We start from the raw sequence: 13,217 nt of genomic DNA, 5'->3' as shown, positions 1-13,217 counted from the left end.
TCTAATCTCTAACTTCTAATCTCTAATCTCTATTGCTTATATTGGTCAGGCTTGATGTTGATGCTGCCCCATACGAAGGGTTTGATGGTGATCTTCAAGGGAGCCGTGAAGGAGATGAGCAGCGGGAGGTTGGCCTCGTGGAGCTTGTCGAAGGATATGTTGTGCTCCTTGAGGTAGTCGGTGATGTTGATCTTGGCTATCTCCTTGCCAGACTTGCTGTCGATGAGTCGCAGCACGGGCGCCTGGGCATCGGTGAAGCGGAAGAGGTCGAAGCGTGCGCGATACATGTCGTCACGCTGGGAGTGCCCTAGGATAGGGACGAAGGTCTTGTCAGCATCGGGCAAAGGTATGCCGGCGGGATGCTCGACGAAGGTGTAGTGCGTACCGCCCGATAGGATCTCTATCTGTGGCTCACCCGCACCGGGGTGGAATGCGTCATAACCCTTGATGACTACATCGAGCCCGATGTGAGCTGATGAGAAGGGTACGGTGTACTCGCCCTGCGACGCGTGGCGCAGGTCTAGTGATAGCTCAGCACGGTATAGCGAGTCGGTGCCTCGGTAAAAGCCTTTGTCGTCGGGCTGTGCTGTGATGTCAGCCTTGGCAAGTGTGTCCGGGTTAGCTATCTGTGACTGCTTGGTCACGTTGGCCCAGGCGATGACACGGTACTGGGCGAAGGTCAAGACGGGCAGCTGAATCCCCTCGGCGAGGTCTTGACGTGTGAGTTGCTTCGTATAGCATACCGCTCCCGACTCGTCGTATATATATAGGTGTGCATCCTTGATGTATTTGGGCAGGACGTTGTCGCTACCGTCTGCGTTGTAGACGAAGCGTAGTCGTGGCTCGGGACACTTACTCAGGTCCTCATATACGCATGAGGAGAGTAGCGCCATGAGTAGCACTGTGAGGGGTAATAGTAGTACTTTCTTTGCCATTGGAGGTAGCGGAGTTAAGTAATTAGAAGTTAGAGATTAGAGGTTAGAGATTAGAGCTCTCTAGTGGGCCTCGTCTTTTGGGATCTCTAGTGCTTCTAGTGAATCTAGTGGGACTAGTGAATCTAATGGGACTAGTGCTGCTAGTGTGTGGGATAGTCAGTGACTGTGTGGTGAAGGTAGTGTCGCTAGCGTGGCTCCGCTCGCCGTGGAGCGAGAGCCACGCCGCGAAACTAGATTGTAGACGTACGTGTGTACGTCAGGCGTGATTACTTCTTGTAACCGTTGTTGTTTACGTCAGGCTTGATGTTGACAGCCGTCCAAGTGAAAGGCTCAACCTTGACATTGAGGAGTCGCTTAGCGTTTGGCTCTGGATCTGGAGTGTCAGGGTTGTTAGGATCGGGCGTACCATCATTACCAGTCTTGAAGTCATCACTAAGATCCTTGAGGTTGAGCTTGTAGATCTTACCAGCCTCGAAGGAAGCAATAGCAGGATTAGATGCTGTTGTTGCGTCAACGAACTTAACCATCGTGACGTAGCGCTCAGTCATCTTCTTAAGCTCAGGCTTAGCTGCGATAGCCTCGTCGCTGTACTCGATCTTGATCTTGAGGATGACGTGATCGTAGAACTCAGTGCCAGCTGCCTCATTCTCCTTGATGGGGAAGAGCTGATAGCCAGCAACCTTCGTACCAGCTACGAACTCGTCTAGATCGGCAGCCTTAATCTCATCGTTCATTGCAGCCTCAACAGCAGGATCATCTTTAAAGCCATCCTTACCGTTGGTAACGCAGAGGTGACGAGCTCCAGTACGTGTAGAGAGGTAGTTGTTGACATAGACATGCTCTACAGTGATAGACTTGAAGGCGTTCTTATGGGTAGTTTCATTCTCCTTAGGCTCGATCTTACCGAAGACCTCTACACGAGCTACGTGAGGAACTGGCTTTAGAGTTACAGAGTATACGGTCTGACCATTGGCTGTAGTAGTCGTTACAGCAGTAGCCTTAGCCTCTAGAGGGATCTCAGTCTTGAGGTTCTTGCCCTGGAGGGAAGTGATCTTCGTGCCATCACCTACGGTGCCATTAGCAGTCAGAGCGACCGTGTTGACAGCGAAGTTAACTTCCTTCTCATAGCCCTTTTGTAGATTCTTTGCGTCAGCTAGATCTTGATTCTCGAGCTTAATCGTCACACCATTATCTAGTGTTAGGACGACGTCTGTCATGCACTCAGTCTTGTCGCCGTTTGCATAGCCAGCGCCTAGAGCGCGTAGCTCAGAGTCGTTGATACAGATGCGGAGAACAGCGTTCTCAGCTTTCTTTGGCTCGTCCTTCTTGTTGCAGGAGAACAGAGCTAGTGCCATCATGGCGATGGCGGCCATCTTCATGTACTTCATAAAGTTTGATTAGTTGATTAAAGTGATTATTCTGTTTGGTTATTATCTGATTGGGAGAGCGAGTAACCCGCTGTAGGGACGCTCGATAGTGTCGAGTCGGAGGGCGTCCGTCCCCGTTAAAGTTACGAGGGCTATTTGTTTTGCTGTTCTACAACGGACGCTCAGATCGAGCGTCCCTACAAAGGGTTACACGTGGGATCGTGCGTCCCTACAGCGGGTTAGTCGTTTCGTTCTTCGTTTAGTTTCGTTCTTCGTTTAGTCTAGTTCGGTGTTGATGTTGATGTGTATCCAGTCGACGACGGATACGGGGATCGTATTGGTCGTCTCCTCGGGACGCTCGTCGGTGCCCTCGGGACGTGGCGTCACCTCGGTGATCTCGTTCGTATTCTTGATACCAGGCTTGGCATTGGTCGAGAAGAGCGAACTGAGATAGCTCAGGTCAATGCGGTATATCTTGCCCGGGTCAAAGGAGACGAGCGAATTGTCGGTACCGCCCTCGGTGACGAGGAACTTACGTATGGTGATGAAGCGCGTCAGCGTCTGCTCGCCTCGATCCTCTACACCGGTGCAGGCGTAGACATCTTTCTGCTGGCCCTTGTTGTATACCTTATAATTAAAGTGTCCTACCTGGGTGTGCACTTTGTACTCGACCTTTACGATGATGTGGTCTAGCGCCTCGGCCTTGTCAGCTGTAGTACCGCCCGGGTAGATCTGATAAGCGTCTACCTGTTTCTTGTTCATAGCGGTGGCATAACTTGCTCCCTCAAAGAGGGTGTGCATTGCAGCATTGTGTCCAGTCCACTGACCGTTTTTCCAGTCCTCATCAGTCAGACGTGTGCGATGAGCGTTGTCGACGTTGGGTGTCTCCTTATAATTATTGACGTATATACCTCGTATGGTGACCTCCCCGATGGTGCGCAGCGTGACATCTTGCGGGGTTGGGAGCCAAGAGTAGTTAGTCTGATCATCAGAGTAGCGCTTCATGAACTTTTCGATGATGTAATCAACGGCTGGCTGCGTCGACTCGAAGGGTACCTCTATATTGCCCGAGATCTCTAGACGTGCCACGTTGGGGACGGGCTGGAGGGTGACGGTGAGCTTGTTTTGGTCGGCTGGGTCTTGCTGAACTGGTGTCTTGGGAGCTACGTAGGGTACCTTATATAGGAAGCCGTCCTTCTGAGCTTCGGCACCACTGAGGCCTTGCAGGCTGTAAATCTTTCGATCGTCAAGCTCTGAGGGCTTGATGATGCCAGGGACACCAGCGACGGCGGAGACTTTGCTGACAGCTTCACGGACCTCCATCTCGTAGCCGTCGGCACTCCTCGCTTTCCGTATATCCTCATTGCTCTTGAGTTCGACACGGTACGGCTCGGTGGGCTCGCCCTGAGCATCGTAGAAGAAGAGTGTGATGGGGGTGTAGGTGTCTACCGTGTAGGAGTTCTCCTTAGCACCCTCCTCGACGGCACGGAAAGAGCCCGAAGAGGAAAGCTTGATAATTAGGGTGCGCTCCTGGTCGCTCTCCTTGGGAGAGTTGTTACAGCTAGTGGTCGCTACTACGGTGAGTAGCATGCTAGCGAGCAGTAGTAGTATGTTCTGAATGCGTGATCGCATAGGAGTTGGTGTTACTTTTTAGTATCTCTTGGTGCAAAGGTACGACGTATTTGTGATAGCGTGTTTGTCCAAATCGGTATTTCTTTTTGCATTTTCGGTATTTTGATTGGAGAGAGGGGAGAGAGTAGAGGTTAGAGATTAGAGGTTAGAGATTAGAAGGGAATCGGAGCGATCGGAGCTATCAGAGCCATCGGACCGGGAATCGTTGTCGTGAAGCACGAGACGAGTAACGGCTGTAGGGACGCACGGTCGTGCGTCCGTCCCCGTTAAAATCACGACGCTGTAACCTTTGACACAACGGACGCACGGGCGTGGGGAGGGGCGGGCATTGCCCTGCGACGGGCGACGCCTTTTACGGTTCTTCGTAGAGCCCGATGGTGAGTGACTCGCCGTCCCAGCGGGCGTAGGAGTTGTAGTGGATCCAGTCGCCGAGGATGATGCAGCGACGGTCGTTGGGGAGCGAGAGGTTGAGCAGCAGATGACGGTGACCATATATATAATAGTCTATCTCGGGGTGCTGCGGGATTAGCTCTTTGGTGTACTGCACGAGCCATTCGTCCCGCTCCACATTCATCTGCGGGTTGTAGCCTGGTCGTGAGGGATCGTTGGCAGCACGCATTTGTCGCAGGCGATTGCGGTAAGCCCACCGCTGAGCGAAGCCGACGGTCCAGCGTGGATGGATGGCGGCGTAGAGACATCGTGCGAGTCGGCTCTCGAAAGTGCCAAAGAGCCAGCGCTCTTTCTTATAGCGCAGAGCGTACTCCCGATGTCCGTGTGACAGGCGGAAGGTGCGTCCTTTGAGCTGGCAGACGATGGTGTCGCGATGCACGATGACGCCGAGCTCTTGGGTAAAGTAATCGGTGAGCCAGAGGTCATGATTGCCCATGATGTAGTGCACCTCGACCCCTTGCTCCACGAGGTCTGCCAGAGTGGCGAGGAAGCGCACCGACCCCCTCGGCACGACATACTTGTAGTCAAACCAGTAGTCGAGCATATCGCCTAGCAGGTAGACTGCCTCGGCATCGTCCGCTATGGAGCGGAGCCAGGCGACGAGTCGTAGTTCAGCACGCCTAGGGTCGTCGTGGTAGGGCGACCCTAGGTGTGCATCGGATAGGAAGTATATAGCTCCCATAGTTTAGGGTATGCGCTAGGCTCTGCCCTAGAGGAATCCCAGCTCCAGCTGTGCCTCCTCGGACATCATCGAGCTATCCCAGGGTGGGTCGAAGGTGAGCTCGATGTCACAGCGCTTGACGCCCTTGATGCTCTCGACCTTGATCTGTACATCCTGCAGGATGAAGTCTGCGGCCGGGCAATTGGGCGCCGTGAGCGTCATCGTGATCACCACCTTAGCCCCTTCGTCCTGTATATCCACGTTGTAGATGAGTCCTAGGTCGTAGATATTGACAGGGATCTCAGGGTCGTAGACGGTGCGGAGCATCTTGACGATCTGCTCCTCTAGTTGTAGTGTCTCCATAGGCAGATTACTTAACAAGGTTCATCTCGTCGAGCAGACGCTGGCAGTGACCGTACTTGTCGACGAGCATAAGGAGATAACGGATGTCTAGGATAATGCTTCGCTGGTAGTTGGGCAGGTACTCGATGTCGCCACCGACACCCTCCCAGTTGCGGTCGAAGTTGAGCCCGATAAGGCGTCCCTTGCCATCGAAGACAGGGCTACCTGAGTTACCTCCCGTTGTGTGGGTCGTAGCGCAGAAGTTGACCGGCATCTCGCCATTCGGTAGTGCATAGACGCCGTAGTCCTTTTGCTTGTAGATCTCTTTGATTCGATCAGGCAGGGCAAACTCCCAGCTCTTGGGGTCTTCCTTTTCCATCACACCCGTGAGGGTCGTCTGATGACCGTAGTAGACGTTGTCGCGAGGAGCGTAGCCACGCACATTGCCGTAGGTAAAGCGGAGCGTCAGGTTGGCATCGGGCCACACCTTGCGGGCGCCCTGCATATCCATCATACCACGTACGTAGTCTCTGTGAGCCAGCTTGATCGGATCGTCGTAGGCAGCCTGTTGCTCACGCATCTGGACGAAGAGATTGATGGTCGAGACGGCAAACTGCGTCATCGGATCGTTCATGAGTTGCTCACGTGACGGAGTCTTGAGGAAAGCGTCAAAGCGTGCTGGATCGGCAAAGATTGAGCTGTCAAAGAGATGAGTCACGTAAGCCTGCACGGAACCATACTGAGCCACGCCCTCACGAAGAGCTACTGGCCAGTGCGCCTCATCGATGCGCTCGGTGTAGCGCTGCAGGAGTACCGTCGCTACCTCCTTGTCGACCGCTGGATCGTAGTCCTTATTATAGAAGGCAGCGTAGCCTCTACGCAAGTCGCTGATGATCTCCTCGCGCACCTTCGGATCGCTCCACTGCTGGAGTTTCTTGCCGTCGGCTAGCGGTATCTGGAGAAACTCGATCGGCGTCAAGACACCCTCCATCAGGTACCACTGCACACGACGAGCCTCACGACGCGCAGCGACACAGTCGGCAATCGTTTGGATAGCCTTCGTCACCTCGGGGCGTTTGTTTGCCTTAGCCCATTGCGCCAGTTCATCTTGCTGCGCACGCTTGGTCGCCTGTAGGTTGCGAGTGCGGATCGCCCAGTTAGCGCCTTGAGCGCGCTTGTAGCCATTTTGCGAGTAAGCGTACTTAGCCGCGTACTGGATATTGACCTTCTCGTCAGCGAGCATACGACGGAGCATCACCTCCTGACGCAGACCACGCATCTCGATACGTATGTTGTTGTCTATCTCAGACCACTCGTCCACCTGCGCCTCGGTGAAGAAGTGATTGGTCGTACCAGGGAAGCCCATGATCAGCGCAAAGTCATCACGCTGTACGCCTGAAGTAGAGACCGCTGCGAAGCGCTCTGGCTTGTAAGGCACGTTGTCGGCGCTGTAGTCGGCGGGGTTATTGTTCTTGTCCACATAGACACGGAAGATAGAGAAGTCTCCCGTGTGGCGAGGCCACATCCAGTTGTCCGTGTCGGAGCCATACTTACCGATAGCACTGGGCGGAGCTGCTACGAGACGCACGTCGGTGAAGACCTTCTTGGTAAAAAGGTAGTAGCGGTTGCCCCCGTAGAAAGGCTTTAGCTCGTAACGAATGCCAGGTTGCCGCATCGCTGCCTCGCCTACGATGGCGGGGATCATCTTGGTGAGCGTCGCAATGGAGAAAGCCGCCATCGGATCCTTCTTATAGGGAGACTGCTTCAGCAATTTGTTCACTTGGTCGGTCACGTTGGTGATCTTGTCAATGGAGATCACCTCTAGTCCAGGACAGGGCAGCTCCTCACGCATAGACTGTGTCCAGATGCCGTCGCGTAGATAGTTATGCTCTACGGCCGAGTGGCTCTGTATCTGGTCGTAGCCGCAGTGGTGGTTGGTTAGAACCAACCCTTGGTTCGAGACGAAGACGCCTGAGCAGCCTCCGTCAAACATCACGACTGCCCGCTGTAAGCAGGGTCCATCAGGATTGTATATCTCCTCCACGGGGATCTGTAGCCCCTTAGCTCGGAGCTCGTCAGCGTGGTCTGCCATCTGCTCCAGGAGCCACATACCGCCATCGGCTAGTGCGACAGCCGAGAGGGTGAGACTGGTCAACAGGAGCAGGAGTACTCTTCTTAGGTGAGTTGTCATAGGTAGTTCTCTTTATATAGTGTATTATTGATTCTCTTAGGTAGAGACTGTTGCATAAAGGCGAATCGCTGTGTTGCTTTCGGGATTCGGCTTCGGTCACATACGGAGGTATGCTCCCTTCAGACCTCACCCTCAGCGCCTTGCGCTTCATCCTTTCTGCAAAGTCTGGACAATCTTGCTTGCAAGATTGTGAGACTGTTGACTTTTGCAACAGTCTCAAGTAGTGGGTGGTGGCGCTGGCTCTTGCGCTAGCATAGCGTTGTAGTAGCGGATGTCGCCCGTCACCTCACGCCCCAGCCAAGAGGGCAATGCTGGGCAATCTGTCGGGCTCGTCAGCTCCACCTCTGCCATGACTAAGCCTTCTAACCTTCCACCGAAGCGATCCACCTCCCATACGAAGCCCTCGTAAGGTACGTAGTAGCGCACCTTCTCTAGGCAATGGCTAGCGCACTGGCTCAGCATCTCCTCCGCATCTGCGACAGGGATCGGGTACTCCCACTCGGAGCGAACCAGCCCGTCGGCGGTGGAGCTCCCCTTGATAGTGAGTCGTGCCTCCTCGTCGATGATGCGCACCCGCACGGTCACCCGCTCATCTACCGCCAGATAACCCTGGCGGATATGGCGGTGGTGAGACGCCTCTCGGAGGTAGTCGTCACGACAGACAAGGTACTTACGCTCGATCTCTAGCATTGGGGCAAAAGCTACGATATCGTCACCTCAATAGCGCCCATCGGGAAGCCATCAAACGTGACATCTCGATACTGTACCATCGGGTAGTCCTGCTCGATACGGTTGATGATGAGCTGATGCAGGACTCCCTGCCCAGCGCCATGGATGAAGATCACCTTGCTGCCACGACGCTCCAGACGCTTGTCCAGTTCACGGCGAAAGTTCTTCAGCTGATAGAGCAGCACCTCGTGCGGTGTCATCCCCGTAGCATTTGGGAGTATACGCTCCGCCTCCAGTCCCACCTTTTCGATGGTTTGCTCGGGAGCTGCGGGGGGTTCGGGCTGCTTACGCTCAGGCTGAGGCTGAGGAGCGCTCTGCTTAGGCTGCTTTTGGGAAGATTTCTGAGCCCCCTTCTGAGGCCCCTTTTGCGGTGCCGTTGTAGCCTTCTTCTGCTCGATCGCACGCTGTGGCAAAGCTCCCGAACGACTGGGCGCTGGCTGTGGCTCCTCTGCGGGAGCTTGCTGAGAGCCATCGTATGCCTCCAAGACAGGAATGACCAGCGCATCCTCATCAAAGAAAGGGTTCTCACGAAATGCGTGACGCTTCGCCAGCTTGACCACATCCATCCGCACCTGACGCTCTACGGGGGGCATGGAGCGATAGGTACGCTCAGGCTTGTAGGCGATAAACTGGAAGTGTGAGACGGCGTGATCGTTGATCTCCGACGCATCAAACTCCTCGACCAGCACCCGCATATCCGGCTCTAGGACACCCGCCGAGCGGAGCTTGTAGCCACCCGCTGAGGTTGTCGTGCTGTAGGTGAAGAGGAGATGATAGTTGCTCTCGTTGATTAGATAGGTCTCGTAGGGCGACTGTCCGAAGTGTTCGTACGATACGGGCAAATAGGCGACATGCACCTGCAGTTGCTCGCCTCCCGAGCGGTCAAACCAGGGACCCTTGGAGAGAGGTGCCACGAAGCTCAAGTCCTGCTCGGCATCCTCGACTACCTCAGGGGTAGCGGGCGCATTGCTCTTCGTCGGTTGCGTTGCTGGCTCTTGTCGCTTCACTACGGGAGGTTTGTATGCTGGTACGAAAGTGTCTCGGCTGTCCACCACCACGCACTCATGTATCGGTGTGGGTAGCTCAAAGCCGTCGGGGCCCTCGACCCACGCCACGCCACGCTCTATGCGCTTGACGACACCACCGCCTGATGCGTTGAGGTAGCGGATGGTGTCTCCTACTTTTATATTCTGTGCCATTGCTGATTTCTATTTCTATGCGAAGATACCAAAAATAGTGCAATCGCCCAGAGATTAGACTTTAGAAATTAGAGGTTAGACTTTAGAGGTTAGAGCTATCGGAGTGCATCGGAGCTATCAGAGCCATCGGAATGATCGGACTTTCAACCTCTAACCTCTAACCTCTAAAGTCTAACCTCTAATATCCACACCTCCGAGGAAATCGAAATTTCCTCGGTAGAAAATGGGAATCCTCCACGGAGGCATAAAAAAATTCTTCCGAACTTTGATTTGCTTCTTCCGAAGTTTCATTTCATTCTTCCGAACTTTTATTTCGGCCCTCCGTGAAGAATAAAAAATAGCTCCCTGGGAATCTAGGATTCTCCACGGAGATACTCATATTAGGACGGACGGGTCAACTGGTTCGGCTTGTTTTTTTCAACAAGAACAGTTACATTTGTGGTACTCAATACTACAAAACTTAAAGTTGTAGCAATCACCCCCAGCAAAACGAGATCTAGACGACACTATCGGTGGTACAATGTAACCTCGCTACAGCCAATCCCCAATGCTAATGAAGCAAAGCTCATCTATGCGGTGAGGCGATCTACCCCAAAACAGGAGTTACGTCTCAGTAGGCGTAGCTCCTGTTTTCACTTCTAGAGCTAGAGATTCTTCTGGTGAAACTTGAGCTGCTCCTTTGCTCCACAGCTATTTTATTAGTAGCTTTGTAGCAACAAACTAACTCATCGCAGATTTACATGGAGCATTACTATTGTGTCATCATGAGTGGCGGGGTGGGAAGTCGCTTCTGGCCTATCTCACGGCAGTCACGACCCAAGCAATTCCTAGACTTCTTCGGGACTGGCAGATCGCTGCTACAGGACACCTACAGGAGGTTCCTGCGTATCGTCCCGGAGGACCATATATACATCGTCACACATGCGGACTATGTTGACCTGACCCTCGAGCAGCTCCCAGGACTCACGCGTGACCAGATCCTCACGGAGCCTCTGCGACGTAACACGGCTCCATGTATCGCCTACGCTTGCTACCATATCCAGCAGCGAGATCCGAAGGCATCGATCGTCGTGGCGGCGTCGGATCATATTATTATGAACGAGGACAACTTCGTCCAGACGGTCAGCCAGTCGCTCCACTTTGCAGCCCTCCACCCCTACCTCCTGACGCTGGGCATCAAGCCTACAGCTCCTGAGACGGGCTATGGCTACATACAGGTGGACTCTAGCGAAAGCCCTCTCGACGGACAGTACCACAAGGTGAAGGTCTTTACCGAAAAGCCTAACCGTGAGATGGCCGAGATATTTGTCTCTTGTGGAGAGTTTCTCTGGAATAGCGGTATGTTCGTCTGGAGTGTCAAGACGATCCTAGATGCTTTTGCCAAGTATATGCCTGAGGTGAGCAGACTCTTTACCGAGCGCGCCAGTGACTTCGGCACCGACCGTGAGCGGGCGGCGATCGAGGAGATCTATCCTTACTGCCCTAGTATATCAATCGACTACGGGGTTTTGGAAAAAGCGGACAACGTGCTTGTCACGCCCGCCACTTTCGGCTGGGCTGACCTAGGTACCTGGGGGGCGCTCTACGACCAGAGCTCAAAAGATCAGACGGGCAATGTGACGAACCACCAGAAGACCCGATTCTACGAGTCGATGAATAATATCCTCTACATCGACGATCCCGACTTGCTGGCAGTCGTGCAGGGGGTTGATGACTGTATCATCGCTAAGCATGGTAACGTGCTACTTATCTGCAAGCGGGAGGCGGAGCAGAGTATCAAGAACTATGTGACCGACGTGGAGATAGAGTCTGGAGAGGACTACATCTGACCTATTCGCACGAACTATGCAGGAGATGTGGCTACACCAGGTCTGGGGCAATAGACTCTACGAGTCGCTCACCTTCGAGCCACACCCCTGTATCCCTGAGGGGGTCACGCCGATCGTCATTGACCCAGGGCGGTACAACACGAATGGCGGACCCGACTTTAGCAATCTCAAGCTACGCATAGGGCCTCTGACCTGGGCGGGCAATGGAGAGATTCATTGCCAGGCGACGGACTGGTTGCGCCATGGGCACCAGCTGGACCCTGCCTACAATAATGTGCTCCTACATATCGTGCTGCAGGACGATGGCCCCATCTCTCTACAAGCTGGCACGCCACCTATTACCTGCCGTATGCAGATCAATCCTGATCTGCTAGCCATAGCGCAGCAACTCACGGAGGCTCCGCAGATCCCTCGCTGTGGGGAGGCTTGTAGCCAGCTACCAGAGCGTCTGCAGGCCGATTGGTTTGCACAGCTGACTCGTGAGCGACTGGAGAGGAAGTGTCAGCAGATTGAGACGGCGATGAGCTTTTTCAAAGGCGACCTGGCTGCGGTGACGCACCTTTTCCTGATGCGTTACCTAGGGGGCAAAGTGAATAATGATGCTTTCGAGCAGATAGCTCGCCAACTCCCGCCTTCGATCCTACTGAAGCACAAGACTTCGCCACTAGCCCTCGAAGCGTTGCTCCTCGGCGTGGGCGGACTACTGGAGAGTGCGCCAATATCTCCCGAGATAGACCAGTACCGAGAGCGACTAAAGGAGGAATTTACCTTCCTATCGCACAAGTACCACCTCTCTCCCCTATCGCCTGGCACAATACGCATGCTGCGGCTCCGTCCGAGCGCCTTCCCGCATCGTCGGCTCGCCTATCTCGCAGCGCTCTACTATCGTAGTGACAATCTGCCAGGAGAGCTCCTCCGCACATCGTCTCTGGCTCATCTGGAGCAGCTGCTCACCGTCACCCCGACCGACTACTGGCAGCGACACTACCACTGGGGCAGCGAGACGGATGCTCAGCTCGGCACCATAGGACGGGCGACTGTCGAGAGCATTGCGATCAATGTGGTCATACCGCTTCAGTACTACCTCACACAGGAACGCGACCTGCTCGGGCTATCCCTAGCGAATGACTCGCTGATGAGTGCGCACGACTTACCCGCTGAGCGCAACAGTGTCGTGAAGCGCTTTGTCAACGAGGGGCTACGTCCCCACAGTGCCTACGACTCGCAAGCTCTCCTGCAACTCTACGGGAACTACTGCGAGCCTCGTCGCTGCTGGCTATGTCCCGTAGGGCGTACGCTACTGCAGAGCTACGGTGCGATGAGCCTGCCCCCCTCCATTGGCGAACAGCAAGACTTATAAGAAAAACCCCTAGTGACCGTACATTGATCGCTAGGGGCTTCGCTGTATATGTCGGAAAAGGGGAGCTCTTACTCCGTAAAGCTGCGGTAAAAGTCTACGTAAGCCTCAGCATGATCTACCGCTGGGCCAGGGTACTCTAGCACTTTGTGGTCAGGCTCCGAGCGAAGGTACTCGATGAGCTCAGGAGAGACCGACTCCTGCCCCAGGATCACACCATCTGAGTAGTGGATCGCCATACGACGTAGCGCGTCTGGCGTCACCTCCCCTTGTAGCGGGTCGAGCAAGTCTCCCGTAATCTTGTCAAACTCAAGCTTCTTGATCAAGTCTTCGCCAATCTCGCCCTCCTCCTCGTTGCCATCGACCGAAAAGAGCACCTTAGCACGCTCGAAGTAAGGGTCATTCTTGTAAGCCGTCTTCAGGTAGACGGGTGCCAGTGCGGAGAACCACCCCAGACAATGAATCACATCGGGGATCCAGTGCAAGCTTTTGATCGCCTCCAGGACGCCTCGGATGAAGAAGATG

The 13,217-nt window shown here is 54.2% G+C and carries 11 protein-coding genes; 2 read left to right on the top strand and 9 right to left on the bottom strand.

All coding sequences use genetic code 11. The features are described 5' to 3' along the window. Positions 1-29 precede the first annotated feature (29 nt). The 8 genes from PORUE0001_RS06035 to PORUE0001_RS06000 all read right to left on the bottom strand — a co-directional run bounded on the left by PORUE0001_RS06035 (position 30) and on the right by PORUE0001_RS06000 (position 9,506). A complete protein-coding gene (locus PORUE0001_RS06035) occupies positions 30-935 on the bottom strand; it encodes a FimB/Mfa2 family fimbrial subunit (protein WP_007365600.1) in 906 nt (301 codons plus the stop codon). 266 nt (positions 936-1,201) lie between these two features. After that, entirely contained in the window at positions 1,202-2,323 is a 1,122-nt protein-coding gene (locus tag PORUE0001_RS06030) for a hypothetical protein (protein ID WP_039865726.1), read from the bottom strand. Between the two features lie 255 nt (positions 2,324-2,578). Beyond that, complete coding sequence (locus PORUE0001_RS06025) at positions 2,579-3,934, bottom strand: hypothetical protein (protein WP_007365552.1); 1,356 nt, start codon at positions 3,932-3,934, stop codon at positions 2,579-2,581. 352 nt (positions 3,935-4,286) lie between these two features. Beyond that, positions 4,287-5,066, bottom strand: a complete 780-nt coding sequence (locus PORUE0001_RS06020) for a UDP-2,3-diacylglucosamine diphosphatase (protein WP_007365554.1) — start codon at positions 5,064-5,066, stop codon at positions 4,287-4,289. Positions 5,067-5,093: 27 nt separating this feature from the next. Further along, positions 5,094-5,408 (bottom strand): iron-sulfur cluster assembly protein, encoded by a 315-nt coding sequence (locus tag PORUE0001_RS06015; RefSeq protein ID WP_007365604.1) that lies wholly within the window; start codon positions 5,406-5,408, stop codon positions 5,094-5,096. Between the two features lie 7 nt (positions 5,409-5,415). Continuing rightward, positions 5,416-7,578 (bottom strand): S46 family peptidase, encoded by a 2,163-nt coding sequence (locus PORUE0001_RS06010; RefSeq protein WP_007365560.1) that lies wholly within the window; start codon positions 7,576-7,578, stop codon positions 5,416-5,418. A gap of 216 nt (positions 7,579-7,794) precedes the next feature. Beyond that, positions 7,795-8,268 carry a CYTH domain-containing protein gene (locus tag PORUE0001_RS06005; RefSeq protein WP_007365582.1) on the bottom strand — a complete coding sequence of 158 codons (474 nt, stop codon included), beginning with the start codon at positions 8,266-8,268 and terminating at the stop codon, positions 7,795-7,797. Positions 8,269-8,279: 11 nt separating this feature from the next. Then, positions 8,280-9,506 (bottom strand): DUF2027 domain-containing protein, encoded by a 1,227-nt coding sequence (locus tag PORUE0001_RS06000; RefSeq protein WP_007365592.1) that lies wholly within the window; start codon positions 9,504-9,506, stop codon positions 8,280-8,282. A gap of 740 nt (positions 9,507-10,246) precedes the next feature. On the opposite strand from PORUE0001_RS06000, the gene PORUE0001_RS05995 reads away from it, so the two are divergent. Beyond that, complete coding sequence (locus PORUE0001_RS05995; protein WP_007365591.1) at positions 10,247-11,335, top strand: mannose-1-phosphate guanylyltransferase; 1,089 nt, start codon at positions 10,247-10,249, stop codon at positions 11,333-11,335. 16 nt (positions 11,336-11,351) lie between these two features. Beyond that, positions 11,352-12,695 carry a DUF2851 family protein gene (locus PORUE0001_RS05990; protein WP_007365574.1) on the top strand — a complete coding sequence of 448 codons (1,344 nt, stop codon included), beginning with the start codon at positions 11,352-11,354 and terminating at the stop codon, positions 12,693-12,695. Positions 12,696-12,763: 68 nt separating this feature from the next. On the opposite strand, the gene PORUE0001_RS05985 is transcribed toward PORUE0001_RS05990, so the two are convergent. Beyond that, the coding region (locus PORUE0001_RS05985) for a glycogen/starch synthase (protein WP_007365573.1) at positions 12,764-13,217 on the bottom strand (454 nt) is incomplete at its 5' end.

It is taken from the genome of Porphyromonas uenonis 60-3, assembly GCF_000174775.1.
In the GTDB taxonomy this organism is placed as follows: Bacteria; Bacteroidota; Bacteroidia; order Bacteroidales; family Porphyromonadaceae; genus Porphyromonas; species Porphyromonas uenonis_A.
The sequence above is the reverse complement of the archived record's forward strand: the minus strand, read 5'-3'. Positions and strand labels throughout refer to the sequence as shown.